The organism is Jeotgalibacillus sp. R-1-5s-1, assembly GCF_004405105.1.
In the GTDB taxonomy this organism is placed as follows: Bacteria; Bacillota; Bacilli; order Bacillales; family Jeotgalibacillaceae; genus Jeotgalibacillus.
Genome location: NZ_SORW01000022.1, coordinates 35,049 through 53,836, shown reverse-complemented (window position 1 = coordinate 53,836; position 18,788 = coordinate 35,049). Strand labels below are relative to the sequence as shown.

Genomic DNA, 18,788 nt, shown 5'->3' with positions numbered 1-18,788 from the left:
TTGAGATTTTTTTATCGCAGAAAATCCTTATATATCAAGGGTTTTCAAGTAAATGAAAAGAAAAAATTAAAGAAATTAGAAAAAACAAGTTGAAAATGTAATCTATTTGTAATAGTATTTTATACAAATAATATAAATTGATTGAAAATAAGAAATATTAGAGGTGTTCAAATGGTTAGACAATCATCAGGACAAAATGACACACCACTTCTCGAAATAAATGAACTCCAGACGGGATTTAAAATCGGAAAAGATTATTATAATGCCGTTGAGAAAGTTTCATTTAAGGTAGACCGCCGTAAAATTGTCGGAATAGTCGGAGAATCCGGCTGTGGAAAAAGTGTTATGTCACTGTCCGTTATGCAGCTCCTTCCGAAAGGAATCGGAAAAGTACGCGGAGGAGAAATTAAATTTGAGGGAAGGAATCTGGAGAAGCTTTCTGAACGTGAAATGAACAAGATTCGCGGGAAAGAGATCTCAATGATTTTCCAGGAGCCGATGACCGCTCTTAACCCGGTATTTACAATTGGATATCAGTTGGAGGAAGTCCTGCTGAACCATGAGAATATAAATAAAAAAGAAGCAAGACAAAAAAGTGTAGCTCTTTTGAAGAGTGTCGGTATTCCAAGACCAGAAAAAATTGTTGAAGAATATCCTCACCAGCTTTCAGGAGGAATGAGACAGCGTATTATGATCGCGATGGCGATTGCTTGTCAGCCGAAGCTTCTGATTGCAGATGAGCCGACCACAGCACTAGATGTTACTGTACAAGCCCAGATCCTTGAGCTTTTGAAGGATATTCAGGAAGTAAATGATATGTCCATCATCATGATTACACACGATTTAGGCGTCGTCGCTGAAATTTGTGACGAGGTCATTGTTATGTATGCAGGTAAAATTGTTGAGCGGACTGATGTAGAGGAGCTTTTCGAAAATCCAAAACATCCTTATACTCAACTGTTAATGGGTGCCATCCCGAAAATGGATGAAAAGGTTGAAACGCTTGCAACGATTGAAGGGCTTGTACCATCCATTCAGAAGATGCCACAGGTTGGCTGCCGATTTGCGAACCGCTGCCCTCAGGCAATGCCTGAATGCTTCACGGTAACACCTGAACTTGCTGAGGATGCTCCACAGCACGAAGTGGCATGTCTCCTTTATGAAAACAGCAAGCCGAAAGAAAGGGTGGGAGACAGATGACCATGACACAATCAAGAGAAACAGCCGTTGACCAGCCAAAAACTGAAAAAGAAGTTCTTTTAGATATTCAGAATCTAAAAACCTACTATCCTGTTAAAGGCGGATTCTTTAAACGGACTGTCGGTTATGTTAAAGCCGTTGATGACATCAATATCCAGCTCAAAAAAGGTGAAACGTTCGGCCTTGTAGGGGAGTCAGGCTGTGGTAAATCAACAACGGGTCGTACGATTTTAAGACTATTGACACCAACAGAAGGTAAAATCCTGTTTGATGGTAAAGATATTACGAAAATTAAAGGATCGGCATTAAGAAAAGCACGCCAGGATTTCCAGATGGTATTCCAGGATCCTTATGCTTCACTTAATCCAACTCAGAGTGTTGGGGATATTATCTCTGAACCGATTCGTAATTTCAGAAAAGTCAGTAAAAAAGAACTGAAAAGTGAAGTGCTTGAGCTGCTTCGCAGAGTAGGTTTACCACCTGAAGCGTATGACAAATACGCGCATGAGTTTTCAGGCGGTCAGCGTCAGCGTATCGGTATTGCGCGAGCACTTGCACTTAAACCAAAGCTGATCATTGCTGATGAGCCGGTATCAGCACTGGACGTATCAGTTCAGTCCCAGGTTTTAAATCTTTTAAAAGAGCTGCAGAACGAATTCGATCTCACTTACTTATTTATTGCCCATGATTTAAGTGTGGTTAAACATATGAGCGATCGAATTGGTGTTATGTACTTAGGAAACATGGTGGAAGTTGCGACAAATGACAGTCTGTATGCTGAACCATTGCATCCATATACTCAGGCCTTGATCTCTGCCATTCCTGAAACGGATCCGAAGAAACGGAAAGAAAGAATCGTCCTTCAGGGAGATGTACCATCACCTCAAAATCCACCATCAGGCTGCCCGTTCCATACGCGCTGTCCAATGGCAAAAGAGGAATGTTCGCAGATCAAGCCTGCTTTAAAGGAGGTGAAACCTGGTCATCACGTAGCTTGCATTCTTTATTAACAAACAAACATTTTTGGGGGGAACAGAATGAAAAAGAAGTCCTTATTGCTAATGCTTGCTATGCTGTTAATTCTATCAGCATTCCTTGCAGCATGTAGCTCAGACAATGCAGAGCCTGCAGAAACAGATAATGAAACTGAAACAGAAGATGGTACAGCTGGTGAAGCACAGTCCGGCGGTACACTAACATACGGTTTTGAAACTGCGCCGGAAGGTCTTTTCAACCCTGCATTCTACGGAATCGCAACAGATGCAGAAGTACTTGCATTATTTGACGAAGCCTTAATTACTTATGATGAAAACCTTCAGCCTGAACCTGGTATTGCCAGCTGGGAAACTGAAGATAACAAAGTTTTCACATTTACATTTGAGCAAGGTGTAATGTGGCATGACGGTGTTGAATTAACAGTTAATGACTGGGTGTTCGCACTTGAAACAATTGCAAGTCCTGATTATGATGGACAGCGTTATTCTAACGTACAGACTATTGAAGGAGCAGAAGCTTTCCGTAACGGCGAAGCTGATTCGATCTCAGGTCTTAATGTAATTGACGATTACACAATTGAGATCACTTTCGACCAGGCTCGTGTTAACAACCTTGTTAACGTTTGGTCTTACCCAATGTCACGTGCACAGTTCGAAGGTATTCCAGTTGCAGAAATGTCTGCATCAGAACAGGTACGTACAAAGCCGGTTGGTCTTGGACCATTCAAAGTTACAAACGTAATTCCTGGTGAAGCAGTAGAAATGGTGAAGTTTGAAGATTACTGGAGAGGCGAGCCTAAGCTTGATGGAATCAACATCCGTGTTCTTGACAGCTCAACAATCGTTGGAGCTCTTGGACAAGGGGATATCGATATGGTTACTCTTGCTCCTGTAAATGCTCCTGAAGTTGAAGAACTTGACAACGTAGAAGTTATTACAGCACCTGGATTAACTTACTACTACATTGGATTCAAACTTGGAACATTCAATAACGAAACAAAAGAAATTACTGAAGACAAAGAAAAATATGCTGACCTGAACCTGCGTAAAGCAATGGCTCACGCAATTGACCGTCAGGCATGGGTAGACGCATTCTTCTTCGGTTATGGTAAGCCAATTGATGGACCAGTACCATCTAACCACTGGATCGCTGCAGACTCTGCTGATCTTGAAACGTATGATTATGATCCAGAGAGAGCAAAAGAACTTCTTGAAGAAGCTGGTTATGTAGATGTAGACGGTGACGGATTTGTTGAAGATCCAAATGGAGAGCCTTTCGTAGCGAAGTTCTCTCACTATGCAACTGGTAACCCAACATTTGAAACACGTGCTCAGGCAATTGTTCAGTACTGGCAGGAAGTTGGTATTAATGCTGAGCTTGAAATGACTGAAGTTAACCTTTACTACGAAATGATCGAAAAAGATGATCCTGCAATGGAAACATTCTTTGGTGGATGGGGAACTGGAGCAGATCCAGATCCAACAGCTCTTTGGGGATCTGACCAGCTTTGGAACTACCCACGTTTCAAAAACGAAGAGTCTGACAAGCTTCTTGCTGACGCTCTAAACGTTGATGTGGTTGGTACAGATGAAGAGTTGCGTAAAGACCTTTACGTTCAGTGGCAGCAGCTTGTAGCCTCTGAAGTTCCTATGATCTTTATTGCTGAGCTTGATGAAATCTGGGGCCTAAGTGACCGCGTTGAAAACGTAACATTCGACGTATCTGGTTACAACAACCCTTACGAGTGGTCACTTGCTCAATAAGACTTAATTAAGTAATGCTTGATAAGGAGAGTATCTATGTTAAAGTATACAATTCGCCGATTAATCGGTATGATTCCAATGCTTCTCCTTATCTCCTTTGTGGTGTTTCTCCTGGCGAAAGCAATGCCGGGAGATTCACTCAGCGGGGAGATTGATCCACTGAATACAAATCCTCAATATATTGAAGAAATGCGTGAAAAACTGGGGTATAACGATCCTCTCCCAGTACAGTATTTCAACTGGGTAAGTGGATTCCTACAAGGCGACTTTGGAAAATCAACACGATATAAAGTACCTGTTTCTACACTGTTGGCAGAGAGACTGCCAAATACTATCTTTTTAGGTGTGACGTCACTTGTAATTACGTATATTCTAGCTTTTGCGATGGGGATTTTTGCGGGGCGAAGGCCTTATACAATAGGTGATAATATTATCGGTGGTCTGAATTATCTCGGACTTGCGATTCCATCATTTATTGCCGGGGTATTTGCGATTTATTTCTTCTCGTTTAATCTTGGATGGATCCCTTATGCAGGATCTGTTGAGGTTGGACTTGAACGTGGAACCTTTGAATATTATGTAAGCCGTGTGCATCACGTGTTAATGCCGGCAATCGTGCTTGGGCTGTTGGGTACTGCGAGTTACACCCAATTCCTGAGAAACGATATTATCGAGAATAGCCGTAAGGACTTTGTCCGTACTGCACGTGCGAAAGGTACACCAACTTCAAAGATTTACAACGTTCATATTATGAGAAATTCTATTATTCCGCTTATCACATTTTTAGGCTTTGATATTGCGACATTAATAAGTGGTGCGATCATTACCGAAACGATCTTCACATATCCTGGAATCGGACAGCTGTTCCTGGAATCGGTAGGTAATCGAGATTACCCGACATTAATGGTTATTACAATGATGCTATCAACACTGACATTAGTAGGTAATCTAGTTGCTGATATTTTGTATGGTGTTGTTGATCCAAGAATACGTCTGGATTGATGGAGGAGGAATGTAAATGGTGAACGTAACAGCAGATACAGGAAAGTCACAGGAAAAAACCATTAATATGTCTCCTTGGGCCATTGCCAGACGTAAGTTTCTTCGGAACAAACTGGCTATGATCAGCAGTTTCTTCCTGTTGACTGTTATTATTATTTCGTTTTTAGCGCCGTATATTACGACGGCCGACATCTCAAAAGTAAACATCAGTCAGATGTCACTTGAGCCGAGTGGAGAACACTGGCTTGGAACAGACAAATCAGGTCGTGATATTTTCACCCGTATTTTGTACGGAGGACGTGTATCTCTTCTCGTTGGAATGTCATGTACAGCGCTAGTAATCCTGTTTGGAACAATTGTTGGAGCCATTGCAGGGTTTTACGGCGGTTTTGTTGACTCAGCACTAATGAGATTTACAGACTTCGTCTTGAACTTCCCATTCCTTGTGTTCGTAATCGTTATCGGTGCGATCTTCCAGGGACAGATCGACGGTTTAACCATTTTGATTGCCGTTATCAGTTTACTCAGCTGGGGTGGGGTTGCCCGTATTGTACGGAGTAAAATCCTTGCTGAGAAAGAAAATGAATATATTCTTGCAGCGGTTTCAATCGGCTGTAAGCCATCAAAAGTGATTATTAAGCATCTTTTACCGAATGTGCTTTCTACAATCATTGTACAGGCAACGATTCTATTTGCTGGTCTGATTGTCGCTGAATCCGGGTTAAGTTATCTTGGTTATGGTGTACCACAGACGATTCCTAGCTGGGGGAACATGCTGTCTGCTTCGCAGGAGTCAGATGTGTTAGCCAATAAGCCTTGGATCTGGATGCCGCCTGCGATTATTCTTACGGTGACGATTCTTTCAATTAACTTTATTGGTGAAGGGTTGAAGGATGCGTTTAATCCTAAATCAAATCGATAATATTTTTTCTTGAAAAAGCTGAGACTTTGTCTCGGCTTTTTTGTATATAAAAGCCGGAGCTGGGACATCCTGCGCTTTCCTTTGTCTAGCTGCGGCGGGCAGGGACTAGCAAACTTCCCGTCCCCTCGTCCGATAAGTCAACATCAGCTCACTCCGTTCACTGTGTTTCCTTTATCTCCGTCGGGGCCAGTCCAGTTTGTACGTCCCTAAACGCCCGCCTCCGCTTTTCTTAATGTCTAGCTGCGGCGACTAGCCCCTCGAGGTCATAAGTCAAAGATGAACGGGGGCAAAGGTCAGCCCACTTTTCATCTTCGACTTATGCTTGTCGGGGCTGTGCGAGTCGCCTCCGCTTTTCCAAGGCCGCGCGGTGAGCCAGCTGTGCTGCGCACATCTGTCTCACCTGTCGCTTCTCTGCCGCAGGAGTCTCCGGATGTCCCAGCTTCTTTGAATGCTTCAAAAATATTTTAGATTTAATTAATATTCCATGGCAGGACTAGCAAACTTCCCGTCCTCTCGTTCGATAAGTCAACATCAGCTCACTCGCCCGCAGTAGTTTTCAGATCTTGCTGCTATATTATAAATATAAATCCAATTTGAATTGATATTAAAAGATGAAAAAATTTCCCGGGGAATTTTTGGATCTTGTGCATAGATTGTATTGAGGTGGGGGAGATGTTAAGGGTTTGTGTTTATTTGGCTGGTTTTTGGCTGTTGTGCTTTGGTACGATACATAGTGCGGTTTTTTTGAATTTGATTCCATCGGGATATACGGAAGAGGAGTACGTTACTTATATGTTTTCTCATACTGAGACGTATTTTATTCCGGTGGGGTTATTGTTGATTCATTTGTCCACGATTAAAAGAAAAAGCCCGGACTGAATTCCAGGCTTTTTTTGTGTTTATTTTCTTTTGCGGCCGAGACCCATGGCGTTTTCCATTTTCTTCAGCATTCTTGTAGCTTCTGCATTGGCCTTTTCTGCGCCTTTATCAAGGATACGGTCAAGTTCCTCAGAGTTCATTAACTCATTGTAACGATCTTGAATCGGTTTAATACAATTGACAACAACTTCTGCTAAATCAGATTTGAAGTCACCGTATCCTTTCCCTTCATACATTTCTTCAATCTCACTGATGGCTTTACCTGATAAAATTGAATAAATGGATAGAAGGTTAGAAACGCCGGGTTTGTTTTCTTTATCAAATTTCACAATACCTTCTGAGTCAGTAACAGCACTTTTAATCTTTTTAGTGATTTGTGAAGGCTCATCCAGCATGGAGATAAATGATTTTTTGTTTGGGTCGGATTTACTCATCTTTTTAAGCGGGTCCTGTAATGACATGATACGGGCCCCTGTTTTCGGGATACGCACTTCTGGAATCGTAAAGATATCATTAAACTTCTTATTGAATCGTTCAGCAAGGTCTCTTGTCAGCTCAAGATGCTGTTTTTGATCCTCACCAACAGGGACAAGGTCCGTCTTATAAAGCAGGATATCTGCAGCCATTAATGGCGGATACGTGAGAAGGCCTGCTGAGACACCTTCTTTACCGTCAGACTTATCTTTAAACTGAGTCATCCGTTCGAGTTCCCCAATATAGGAAACACACTGGAGCATCCATCCTGCCTGAGCATGTGCAGGAACCTCTGACTGAATAAAGAGAGTCACTTTTTCAGGATCGAGTCCGCTTGCAATATACATGGCCGCAAGACTTTTCGTGTTTTTTCTTAGCTCTAAACGCTCCTGAGGGACGGTAATCGCATGCTGATCTACCACGCAAAAATAACAGTTATAATCATGCTGTAAATCGACAAATTGGCTCATTGCCCCAATATAATTTCCAAGGGTGATTGTACCACTTGGCTGAATACCTGAAAAAATTGTTTTCATTATGATCCTCCTGTTTTAAACAATATAAAAAACCATCCATCCCAACCTAAGTAAATAGGAAGGGACGAATGGTTGTTCCGCGGTGCCACCCTTGATTGCAGCGTCATGCTGCCACTTCATTTCCTCATAACGCTGAGGCGCGCCTAAGGCTAATACCCGATAAGGGGTTCACCGCGGAGCTCAAAAGTCCATTCGCTGTTTCCATGCATCTGCTTTCACCAGCCGCAGACTCTCTTAAGCATTTTTACAGGTACTATTCTTTATCACTGCCGTTACTTTATTTCCTTTTATTATAATAGATGAAGAATTAAATTATCAACTCGATTCAATTATATTTTTATAATTTGATTTTAGTCTATTTACCTAAAGTGAATTGAAAAAAATATGCTTTAATGCCTGTTTTGTATCAAAAACGAAATTATTAACAAAATCCTTTCAACACCCGTTTCAATTGGGCTGAATCATTGTTAAAATTAATACATACATAAAAATCAGACAAGTAGGAGAGATAAGTCGTGTCATTGAAAAAACTAACCGCAGCTGCCGGTAGCGCATTATTGGCCGTATCAATATTACAGCCCGCCATTAAGGCAGAAGAGAAAACAGAACATACACACGATCATCAGATCAGGGAGATGTTCCTGACAGCGAAAGCATTACCTGAATCGATGCCAAGGTTTGTCTATGACTCGGGTTTATCATTTGAATATCCTGATGCGGTAAGAGGGGTTTACGTAACAGGTCACTCTGCAGGAGGCGAGCGCTTCAATTCGCTTTTAGAGCTGATGAATACAACAGATTTAAACGCTATGGTGATTGATGTAAAAGAAGACCACGGATATCTTACATATATGCCTGAAGAAGGTTCTCCTTATTATGATATTGGCCAGCCTTACATAAAAGACATGAGAGCAGTACTTGAAACGCTTGAAGAAAATGATGTTTATCCGATTGCCAGAGTCGTTGTATTTAAAGACTCTATTTTAGCTGAAAAGAGACCTGACCTGTCCTTCCAGGATAATGGGGAAGTGTGGGCAAATGGACGTGGTGAATCGTTTGTCAACCCATTCGAAAAAGAGGTATGGGATTACAATGTAGACATTGCCATTGAGGCAGCGAAAATGGGCTTTCAGGAAATTCAGTTTGACTATGTCCGTTTCCCGGAAGGTTTTGAAAACAGGGATGATGAGCTCGTCTACGGAACAGGTGAATATGGAGATGATGAAGGTGACAATGTGTCAAAACGTGTTGATGCTGTCTCTGACTTTGTAGCGTATGCTTCTGAGCAGCTTGAACCTTATGATGTAGACGTGTCAGTTGATATTTTCGGTTATTCGGCAACTTTGCCTGAAGCGCCTGGGATCGGTCAGAACTTCAACCGTATATCAGAAAACGTTGATGTGATTTCATCCATGATCTATCCAAGTCACTGGACTTCTTATTTCGGCATTGAAAAGCCGGACCTGGAACCTTATAATCTGGTGGCTGAATATTCAAAGGTTGAAAATGCCAAGCTTGCGGAGCTTGAAAACCCTCCTGTTTCAAGACCATGGCTGCAGGACTTCACAGCCTCTTATCTTGGGTCCGGCAATTATCTGGTTTATGGTGCAGCGGAGGTAAGAGCTCAGATTGAGGCGCTTTACGATAATGGAATTAATGAATTCCTTTTATGGAATGCAGGAAACACTTATTCTGAAGGAGTGAATTATTTACCTTAATGACAGTCAGGCGTAACATGATACCGGTCAGTATCATGTCACGCCTTTTTTAATCGAAATTATAAATGTTTTTGAAAAAGTCAGGTTTAGAAATATTTATTCAGGGTAATAATAAGATGTTAGATACAACCCCACGAAACATCCTCATACAGTTCATATCCAACGCCTTATTTCAATTGAAAGGAAGAATGCCAATGCACTGGTATGAAAAGCTGAAAGATTACTTCCCGGTAGAAGAAATGAAATCCCGTGAGCATATGGAAACGCTCTTGAAAGACAAGGGAGATATTTATTATAAAGATGAAGGACCGAAGCATGTTTTAATGTACGTTGAAACAGATGAATTTATTTTTATTGATTATTTGTTTGTTTCGAGTGAAGCGCGTGGAGAAGGTCTTGGAGCAAAATTAATTCAAAAGCTGAAGGATAAAGGCAAGCCGATTATCCTTGAGGTGGAGCCTGTTGATTACGAAGATACGGACACGGAAAAACGGCTGCGCTTTTATAAACGGGCAGGCTTTGAGCATGCTGTTTCTATCGGTTATAACAGAAGATCTCTTGCCACTAATGAGGTTAATACAATGGAGATTCTTTACTGGGCACCAAACGGGGAGTCCGAGGAAGTTATTTATGAATCAATGAAAAAAACATATGAATCAATCCACACTTATAAAGATCAGGAATTGTATGGGGAACCATATGAACCCGTCGAAAAAGTGCTGAAAAATGACAGGCAGGATGGAAAAGATGTTCTTGAAGGGATATGACATTTTCAATCATATGCAGTAATTGAGAATGATTTATTCAATTAGAAAACATGTGTTTAAAAAAATGTATTTCGGGAATAGTAGTTGTATGTAAAATTCACATATTAAAAACCGCTCTATATCACTTTTATGACAATTTCGTTAACCCCCTGTTCAACTATTGTACACTTGTGTATAATAAAATTAAGATATCTAAGTTAAAACAATTTTAATGTAGGTATCTAAGTGAAGTAAAAAGATTTTAAATTTCTTTCATTGAGGGAGTGTGAATGGTTCATGGTAACTTTGTTCACTTCACCTAGCTGTACATCGTGCAGGAAAGCAAAGGCCTGGTTAGAAGAGCATGAGATTCCATATACAGAGCGCAACATCTTTTCTGAACCTTTAAGCATTGATGAAATTAAGGAAGTATTGAGAATGACTGAGGATGGAACTGACGAAATCATCTCAACGCGTTCTAAGATTTTTCAAAAGCTTAATGTGGATTTAGAATCTCTGCCACTACAAGACCTGTTTGAATTAATTCAGGCAAACCCGGGATTGCTTCGCAGACCGATCATTATGGACGAGAAACGTCTTCAGGTTGGATATAATGAAGATGAAATCCGTCGATTCCTGCCACGGAAAGTTAGAACTTTCCAGCTTCTTGAAGCTCAAAAAATGGTTAATTAATTTTTGATAGTGAGACTTGTCCTGTTTTCTGCCGGACAAGTCTTTTTCATTAATATAATTTATAATTTGAAATTATTTTTAAAAGTACCGAGCTAATCGTTCCAGCTTGAGACAGCCCGAATATTATAACTGAAAATGCTGCTACGAAACGTTGTTTGTTAAGGAACGAGCGTATCCACTGAATTCAGAATGCTTGAAATTAACGGCTAAATAGTCTACACTCAAGTGACAATCGATTTAAAGATTTGGACGTTTATAATTTCCCTTTGCAGAGTAATTATCATACAATAACAGTATAGAAAGATCACCCTATTCTCACAAGTAATGGAAGGTATTATCACCTATGACTTAGGGGGGAGATTCCCTTCATCCAACACATAGGAAGGGAGAGTTGAAAGATGGAAATAGAACGCATTAACGATCATACCGTAAAGTTTTACATTTCGTATGGCGATATTGAAGATAGAGGATTTGACCGGGAAGAAATCTGGTACAACAGGGACAAAAGCGAAGAGCTCTTCTGGGAAATGATGGATGAAGTTCATCAGGAAGAAGATTTTGCCGTTGAAGGCCCGCTATGGATTCAGGTTCAGGCCCTTGAAAAAGGACTGGAGATTCTCGTTACCAAAGCTCAGGTTACGAAAGATGGAGAGAAATTCGAGCTGCCTATGCCGGATGATAAGAATCAGTCAGGGTCGATTACGAACCAGATTGAAGATTACCTCGGTGACCATTTTGATATGGATGATGATTCTTCAGCTGAACAGGAAATGAATATTATGTTGAAATTTAAGGATTTCGAAGACGTAATTTCACTTTCGAATCGATTTGATCACGATGATCTCCATTCAAAATTGTTTGTTTTTGAAGGCATTTATTATCTGTATGTTGAATTCCCTGAAGAATATTTCGACGAGGCAGATCTTGAAAATATCTCAAGCATCCTTCTTGAGTACGGACAGGAAACTCAAATCACGATTCACCGTCTGGAAGAGTACGGCAAGGTCGTAATAAATGATCAGGTATTTAAAAACGTACAACAGTATTTCGCATAAAAATATTCTTCTGCACGGCTTTATTGATTTCAGTAAGGCTGTGCAGATTTTTTTTGAGGTGAAAAAATGCTGACTGCCCTTAACGAAAAAAATGAGCTCGTTTCTCTGATTCAATTTAGTTCAAGAGAACAGCTCCATTGCATCCACGCTACATCCTCTTTTATCTGCTCCTCATGTAGATCCCCTGTTATCCTGAAGGTAGGAAAAATAAAAACCCCCCATTTTGCTCATCGTTCCAGGAAGAATTGTCCATCTTCTTCTGAAGGTGAAACTGATAATCACCTGAAAGGGAAGAAGTCTTTGTATCTCTGGTTACAGAGTATCGGACTGAATCCTGAAGTTGAACAGGTTTATCAGCAAATTGGACGAAGAGCGGATATTGCTGTTCATACTGGTGATCAGGAATATGCCATTGAATTTCAGTGCTCGCCGATTTCTTCTAAGGTAATGTTGGAACGGTCAAAGGATTACTATTCATTAAACATTATCCCGGTTTGGATTTTATCTTATGAGGCTCTTCAGCTTTCAGCGAGCGGGATAATTAAATTTACAGAATTCCATCAGCAGTTTCTGCGCTATTCAGAAACCCTCAAGCAATATTTTCTTCTTTCTTACTCATCAGAAAAAAACATCTTTATCATCATTTATCTTATTTCCCCGATTTCAAAACATTCCTTTATCGTAACAGTTGAACATGTCCTACATCAGTCTTTTCCTTTTCCAAAGTTTCCATTGACAGCCATCAGCCTTAATACTGATCATGTCGGCTCATATATTCTTTACCGGGAAAAGTGGATTGTCAGCCGCTTTAAATATAATCAGGGACATAAAGATCATTTTCTGCGCAAACTGTATGAAGAACAGGAAACGATTCTGCTTAATCCTCCGTGGAATGGACTCCCTTTGTGTTCAAATACATATTTCGTTACGCATTCCTGTGAATGGCAGACTTATTTATATTTGCACATGAAGAAGGAGAAGGCACTGACAAAAGAGAGGTTACTTGCTCATTTTATCCAGCTAATTAAGCAGAAGATAATCGAAACAAGACAGCTTCAAATAAATGGTAGCATTGATTATGCTGTGAAATCTGTATCAGAATGGCTGAAGATGATGGAGCTGTGTCATGTGGTCACCAAACAAGGAAAGATGTATTTTATAAACGATAATTGCATGAAACATAAGGTTGAGACGGTTGAAAAGAGGGATGAAGCAGTGAAAAATTTTATGAATAAATATATGAATGACATCATAAACTTATATAATGCCAGATAGTTGCAAGTTGCATTGAAAAAAGAGAAAATAAAGAAAGTTCTAGAAAATGATAGGGGGACGAAATGAATGGCAGAACAGGCAGTACAAACTTTGAAGGAACGACGTGAAGTACCCGTCGAATTAACTTGGGATTTAGAAGCTATTTTTTCCACAGATGAAAAATGGGATGAGGAATATAAGGCTGTTCTTGAAGATTCAAAAAAAGCTCATGATTTAAAAGGCACACTATCAAAAGATGCGGATTCTTTTTATCAGGCGCTGGATTTCCAAAGTCAGATCATGCAAAGACTTGAAAGACTTTATACATATTCTCATATGCGATTTGATCAGGACACAACCAACTCGTTCTATCAGGGGATGGATGACCGTGCTAAAAATCTGGTATCACAGGTAAGCAGTTCATTTGCCTTTTTAGTACCGGAAATTCTTTCGATCGAGGAAGAAAAAATTAATCAGTTTATTGAAGAGAAGGAAGAGCTGCAGTCATACAAGCATTCCATTGAAGTGATCAATGCACAGCGTCCGCACGTGTTATCAGCCGAAATGGAAGGTCTGCTTGCAGAAGCTTCAGAGGTTCTGAATGCGTCTTCAAACACGTTCGGTACACTGAACAATGCAGATTTGACATTTCCAACGATTAAAAATGAAAAAGGTGAAGAGGTCGAAGTTACACATGGCCGCTTTGTGAATTTTCTTGAAAGCAGTGACCCGCGTGTCAGAAGAGATGCGTTTAAAGCTGTGTATGACACGTATGGAAAGTATCGCAACACGTTTGCATCGACACTTGGAGGTCAGGTGAAAAAAGACAATTTCTCTGCGAGGGTACGTAACTACGATTCTGCCCGTCACGCTGCGTTATCTGTCAATAGTATTCCTGAGGACGTGTATGAGAACCTTGTTAATACTGTAAATAAAAACCTTCCACTGCTGCATCGCTATGTGAAGCTGCGTAAAAAGGTGCTTGGTTTGAACGAACTTCATATGTACGATCTGTATACGCCGCTTGTGAAGGATGTAGACATGAAAGTCCCTTATGAAGAGGCAAAACAAATGATGGTTGAAGGTCTCAAACCGCTCGGAGAGGAATACCAGGCAATTGTGAACGAAGGGCTTGAAAACCGTTGGGTGGATGTCGAAGAAAACAAAGGCAAACGCAGCGGTGCATATTCATCTGGCGCTTTTGGAACAAACCCTTATATTCTTATGAATTGGCAGGATAATGTGAATAATCTCTTCACACTGGCTCATGAATTTGGACACAGTGTGCACAGCTATTATTCAAGAAAAAATCAGCCGTATCATGACAGCGGTTATTCGATTTTCGTTGCTGAGGTTGCCTCAACTTGTAATGAAGCGCTGTTGAATGATTATCTGTTAAATACAATCACCGATGAGAAGAAGCGCTTATATATTTTAAACCATTTCCTTGAAGGATTTAGAGGGACGGTTTTCCGCCAGACGATGTTCGCTGAATTCGAGCATATTATTCACCAAAAGGCTCAAAATGGTGAAGCACTTACAGCTGAATCACTCACTGAAGAATACTACCAGCTGAATAAAAAGTATTTTGGTGAAGATGTGATTGTAGACGAGGAAATCGGACTGGAATGGGCGAGAATTCCACACTTCTACTATAACTATTATGTTTATCAATATGCGACAGGCTACAGTGCTGCAACAGCATTGAGCAAAAAAATTCTGCAGGAGGGACAGCCTGCAGTAGAGCAGTATATCAACGAATTCCTTAAGGCCGGCAGCTCTGATTATCCAATCGAAGTATTGAAGAAAGCGGGCGTAGACATGACAACGGCAGAACCGATTGAAGCTGCATGTAAAGTATTTGAAGAAAAGCTGAAGGAAATGGAAGAGCTATTGTCTTAAATCACTTTCTTTTGTGAACAAAAGAAGCCGGCTGAGGCCGGCTTCTTTTTTTATGCCCTGACTTACATCATCTTCTGCTCAGTGCCTCCTTGAAAATAAACCTGAACGATTAAACGTCTTACTGTAGTGAAACGTCCAGATGAAAAACAGAATGGATAAAAAGAGAAATAGTGATGAGAGAAAAACACTGTAGATCTCAAGCAGCGCAAGAAGATGAAAGATAAAAGCCGCCGGGATGACGAAAATACACATAATCAATCGAATCCATTTCATCGCATTTCCTCCCATTTGAATGTATGTATCCAAAAACAAATTTATTCAGCCAAATGACTTGTCACACTTGTAAATACATGATAAGCTAGACGTGTGAAATTGATCACATGCAAACATATACCCCTTTGTTTGACCGTGAAAAATTTCTCCCATCCCCTTTGTTCGTAATGAAAAGCCTTCATCTGCTGATGAAGGCTTTTCGCTTTTTAAAGCTAATATTTATATCCATGAATCATTCAAAAAAGCTGGATCAGATCTCCATGAAGATCTGATCCAGCTTTTCATTAGATTAATAAAGATAACGCCAAAATGTTCCCTGTTGTGCATCGATTTTTTCTATTTTGTTTTTGAACATCAGCTTCTTTAATGATTTTTCAGCTTCCGCGGTTGTGAGTCCATAGACTTCAGCAACCTCAGGAGTTGATGCGAGCCGGTAGCGTTTAATGAATTCCTCAATTGAAGGGAGTTCTTTTTTCTCCACTTTTCTTTCAAGCATTTCTTCCACAATTTGCGCATAAATCTCGTAAGGATACAGACCGTCTACTTTAATTCCCTCATCCTCAATATTTTCATTGAAGAATACAAGTGTCGGTGTACTTTCAACGTCCATTTCACCGGCTATTTTGACATCGCACTGAAAGGCTTTGGAAGCCGTTGCAGAATTGATATCATGTATAAATTCCTCTGTGTCCAGCTGCGCTTTTTCAGCACACTGTATGAGAACGTCAAATTTTGAGATGTTCTGCTTTTCCATAAACAGTTGTTCCTGAATCGCTCTGAGAAAGCGGCTGCCTGCTTTTTTTCCTTGAAGTTCTGCTGCCTTAACGGCAATAGAGGCGATAAATGGAGACTCTACAGGATTTTCGATCCATAAAGAGCCGTCACATGGCATATCAGAATGCTCTGCTGTTGCTTTCCATACATTTGCTAATTCTTTTCTCTTTTTCGCTGTGCAGCAATTTAGAGTGGAGAGGTCGCTGCTTAAAATATATTTGATCCGGATATACGGTTCGTATTCGATCATCAGCTTTTTCAGTTTCGGTTCCAATGCCCAGCATTTAGAACAGAGCGGATCCGTGAATAGATAGATTTCCAGTGGCTTTTGGTCCTGGGTATACCAATTGGCCTCAGTCCATTTTTTTGCAGTCAATCCAAATCACCCTCATCAGCTGGAAACGTATTCACCATATGGTTGGCTGTTAACGTAAGCCTGGAGAATAGAAAGTCTCTGAATTCTCCTTCAACACCTGTTTCAGTCATGGCTTCATCCATACAGGTGAGCCAGGCTTTCGCACGTTCCGGCGTAATTTCATGTGGCAGATGTCTTGCTCTCAGCATTGGATGTCCGTGCTCTTCTGTGTAATAGGCTGGTCCGCCTAAATATTGAGTCAGAAATTGTTTTTGTTTTCGAATGGTTTCTGTCAGATCATCCGGGAAAATAGGTATAAGTAGCGGATGGTTCCCGACTTTTTCGTAAAAAGCATGTACAAGCTCAGTCAGCTTGGCTTCCCCGATCATCTCGTATGGTGTTTCTGTCTGTTCAGCCATGATACATAACCCCTTTACGCTCGATTTCTTGTCGATTGTATGTATATTGTAGCAACCAGGGATTGTTTTCTCAAATAACTCGCTTTGGGAGAATCAGACAGGTGTATATGTATAAGAAGTTTTTGGAGTAGTTGATGCTTATTATAAGCAGAAGAATCGGACCGGTGTCATCCTTCGCTTTCCATGGCCGGGCGGTGAACCCGCCTGTGCTTCGCACATTCGGTTTCACCTGACCCTTTCCGCCATAGGAGTCTACGGATGACACCGCCCCTAGAATTGTAGTTAACCGTCTTACTAAGGAGATAAAAAAAGTTCCTTAATAAAGAAAAAAAGATATTTTTTTATTGTGAATATACTTTTGGTGGTGTCCTTGCCCATAATTTTTTTTGCCAAAGTAGCCTACGGTTGACACCAGCCCTTTGTAGAAGACAGCAGGCTTTTAATTGTACAGTTATGAAATCAAAAAACCTTGCTGCATGTTTGGCAAGGTTTTTTGATATTTGTTTGTGATTTTACTTGAATGTGAATTATGCCAGGTATGAGTCCATTACTTTTCTTACATAGTTGGTGGTTTCTTTGAATGGCGGGATGCCATTGTATTTGTCGACGTTTCCTGGTCCTGCGTTGTAGGCGGCCAGGGCAAGTTTTGGGTCCTGGTTGTAGCGGTTCAGCATGTCGCGCAGATATTTAACGCCGCCTGTGACGTTTTCCTGCGGGTCAAAGATATTTTTTACACCTAGCCATTTGGCTGTTCCGGGCATTAATTGCATTAAGCCTGAAGCACCTGCATGGCTGACAGCGGCCGGGTTGAAGTTGGATTCATGTTTGATGACAGCTCTGACCAGTTTTTCAGGGACACCGTAGCGTGCTGAGGCTTCTGAAATAATCCTGTCTATTGAATTACCGGCTTTAGGCATCTCGCTTACAGATTTCTCTGGTGCTGGCGGCTGCAATAAGGCAGACTGATTGATTAGAGGCAGGAGAGACTCCTTTTGTTCAAGAAGCCCAGCTACGGAACCAAGCATGTTCGGATTCAGATCAGCCTGCTGGAGCAGCTGGCTGAAGGAACCTAGACCAAAATCCATGGTGTCCGATTGGGATGACTGTTGAGATCCAAGTGTTTGCATAGCCTGGAGCTGAAGCATTTTATTAAGGGATTGAATGTCCATATTATGATTGCATCTCCTTCAGAAGACAGTGTGTTCCTGTCGTCATTGTGGATTATCGTCCTGATTGAATAAGGCGAACTTTTTCCTTATAAAATCTCTTTATCTTACTATCGGTTTCACGGACAGGAATTTCATAGGAAGATAGTAACGACATGAATTTTGTTTCTCCGTCCTGTTTGTTACTCACTTCATATTCGAGTTCAAAATCTTCTTTGTTTAAATAAAAGCTGTGGTCAAGCACGAGAAGACCACCTTCATATTCCGTTTCCACCCGTTCTGTTGTCAGGCTTCCGAAGTGAATAATGTCACTGACAGGGATGTTGAGGAGCTCAAGCAGATCTGAAATTTCTCCGCGTTTCAGTCCGCCGCCGTTCATCATGTCCTCTGCATCAAGTGATGTAATCACCTGATGAGTTTCAAGAATCCCTTCTTCAACAGGTTGTTTTAAAGTGAGCACTGTTTTTTTTCCTTTTTTTCTGATTCTGAGAGCAGCCCCGGATTCCTTCAGATGGAATAGAGGGGTATCAAAATAGTGATTAACCTGGCTGACGGGGGACGTATGTCCGTATTCATCCATCAAACGCTTATATTCATCTTCTGTCAGGAGGTTCTTAAATTCAATTTCAAGTTCTTGTGACATTGTTATGCGCTCCCTTTA

At 40.9% G+C, this 18,788-nt stretch carries 18 protein-coding genes and 1 other annotated feature; of the genes, 12 read left to right on the top strand and 6 right to left on the bottom strand.

Translation table 11 applies throughout. The features are described 5' to 3' along the window. The first annotated feature begins 171 nt into the window (after positions 1–171). The 6 genes from E2491_RS09275 (at position 172) to E2491_RS17860 (ending at position 6,762) form a co-directional block, all read left to right on the top strand. Complete coding sequence (locus tag E2491_RS09275) at positions 172–1,200, top strand: ABC transporter ATP-binding protein (RefSeq protein ID WP_134375230.1); 1,029 nt, start codon at positions 172–174, stop codon at positions 1,198–1,200. A 2-nt stretch (positions 1,201–1,202) separates the two neighbouring features. Beyond that, entirely contained in the window at positions 1,203–2,210 is a 1,008-nt protein-coding gene (locus tag E2491_RS09270; protein WP_134375406.1) for an ABC transporter ATP-binding protein, read from the top strand. Positions 2,211–2,237: 27 nt separating this feature from the next. Beyond that, on the top strand, positions 2,238–3,959 hold the full coding sequence (gene opp4A, locus E2491_RS09265; protein ID WP_134375228.1) for an oligopeptide ABC transporter substrate-binding protein: 1,722 nt from the start codon (positions 2,238–2,240) through the stop codon (positions 3,957–3,959). A gap of 36 nt (positions 3,960–3,995) precedes the next feature. Then, the gene (opp4B, locus tag E2491_RS09260; protein ID WP_134375226.1) at positions 3,996–4,961 is read left to right on the top strand and encodes an oligopeptide ABC transporter permease; all 966 of its coding nucleotides are present in this window, start codon (positions 3,996–3,998) and stop codon (positions 4,959–4,961) included. 16 nt (positions 4,962–4,977) lie between these two features. Beyond that, positions 4,978–5,883, top strand: coding sequence for an oligopeptide ABC transporter permease (opp4C, locus tag E2491_RS09255; protein WP_134375224.1), 906 nt, complete (start codon positions 4,978–4,980; stop codon positions 5,881–5,883). A gap of 672 nt (positions 5,884–6,555) precedes the next feature. After that, the gene (locus E2491_RS17860) at positions 6,556–6,762 is read left to right on the top strand and encodes a YuzI family membrane protein (protein WP_483299881.1); all 207 of its coding nucleotides are present in this window, start codon (positions 6,556–6,558) and stop codon (positions 6,760–6,762) included. 20 nt (positions 6,763–6,782) lie between these two features. Here E2491_RS17860 and trpS read toward each other — a convergent pair whose 3' ends face one another. Continuing rightward, a complete protein-coding gene (gene trpS, locus E2491_RS09250) occupies positions 6,783–7,775 on the bottom strand; it encodes a tryptophan--tRNA ligase (protein ID WP_134375222.1) in 993 nt (330 codons plus the stop codon). A gap of 54 nt (positions 7,776–7,829) precedes the next feature. Continuing rightward, positions 7,830–8,048 (bottom strand) — a binding site (T-box leader). 239 nt (positions 8,049–8,287) lie between these two features. Here trpS and E2491_RS09245 point away from each other — a divergent pair. The 6 genes from E2491_RS09245 to pepF all read left to right on the top strand — a co-directional run bounded on the left by E2491_RS09245 (position 8,288) and on the right by pepF (position 15,140). Continuing rightward, positions 8,288–9,490, top strand: a complete 1,203-nt coding sequence (locus E2491_RS09245; RefSeq protein WP_244093925.1) for a putative glycoside hydrolase — start codon at positions 8,288–8,290, stop codon at positions 9,488–9,490. 194 nt (positions 9,491–9,684) lie between these two features. Further along, the gene (locus E2491_RS09240) at positions 9,685–10,257 is read left to right on the top strand and encodes a GNAT family N-acetyltransferase (protein WP_134375220.1); all 573 of its coding nucleotides are present in this window, start codon (positions 9,685–9,687) and stop codon (positions 10,255–10,257) included. A gap of 276 nt (positions 10,258–10,533) precedes the next feature. Further along, positions 10,534–10,929: a transcriptional regulator SpxA gene (gene spxA / locus E2491_RS09235; protein WP_134375218.1), complete on the top strand. Its 396-nt coding sequence runs from the start codon at positions 10,534–10,536 to the stop codon at positions 10,927–10,929. A gap of 398 nt (positions 10,930–11,327) precedes the next feature. Further along, positions 11,328–11,984 (top strand): adaptor protein MecA, encoded by a 657-nt coding sequence (gene mecA / locus E2491_RS09230; RefSeq protein ID WP_134375216.1) that lies wholly within the window; start codon positions 11,328–11,330, stop codon positions 11,982–11,984. A 66-nt stretch (positions 11,985–12,050) separates the two neighbouring features. After that, positions 12,051–13,259, top strand: a complete 1,209-nt coding sequence (locus E2491_RS09225; RefSeq protein ID WP_134375214.1) for a competence protein CoiA — start codon at positions 12,051–12,053, stop codon at positions 13,257–13,259. A gap of 66 nt (positions 13,260–13,325) precedes the next feature. Continuing rightward, entirely contained in the window at positions 13,326–15,140 is a 1,815-nt protein-coding gene (pepF, locus tag E2491_RS09220) for an oligoendopeptidase F (protein ID WP_134375212.1), read from the top strand. A gap of 78 nt (positions 15,141–15,218) precedes the next feature. Here the strand turns inward: pepF and E2491_RS09215 are convergent, their stop codons facing one another. From E2491_RS09215 to E2491_RS09190, 5 genes are all read right to left on the bottom strand, one after another. Further along, positions 15,219–15,413, bottom strand: coding sequence for a hypothetical protein (locus E2491_RS09215; protein ID WP_134375210.1), 195 nt, complete (start codon positions 15,411–15,413; stop codon positions 15,219–15,221). Between the two features lie 289 nt (positions 15,414–15,702). Beyond that, a complete protein-coding gene (locus E2491_RS09205) occupies positions 15,703–16,563 on the bottom strand; it encodes a ClpXP adapter SpxH family protein (protein WP_134375208.1) in 861 nt (286 codons plus the stop codon). Continuing rightward, entirely contained in the window at positions 16,560–16,961 is a 402-nt protein-coding gene (locus tag E2491_RS09200) for a globin domain-containing protein (RefSeq protein ID WP_134375206.1), read from the bottom strand. Before E2491_RS09200 ends, E2491_RS09205 begins: the two co-directional genes overlap by 4 nt. A 527-nt stretch (positions 16,962–17,488) precedes the next feature. Beyond that, positions 17,489–18,130, bottom strand: a complete 642-nt coding sequence (locus E2491_RS09195; RefSeq protein WP_134375204.1) for a lytic transglycosylase domain-containing protein — start codon at positions 18,128–18,130, stop codon at positions 17,489–17,491. Positions 18,131–18,182: 52 nt separating this feature from the next. Continuing rightward, entirely contained in the window at positions 18,183–18,770 is a 588-nt protein-coding gene (locus E2491_RS09190) for a CYTH domain-containing protein (RefSeq protein WP_134375202.1), read from the bottom strand. Between the last annotated feature and the right edge of the window lie 18 nt (positions 18,771–18,788).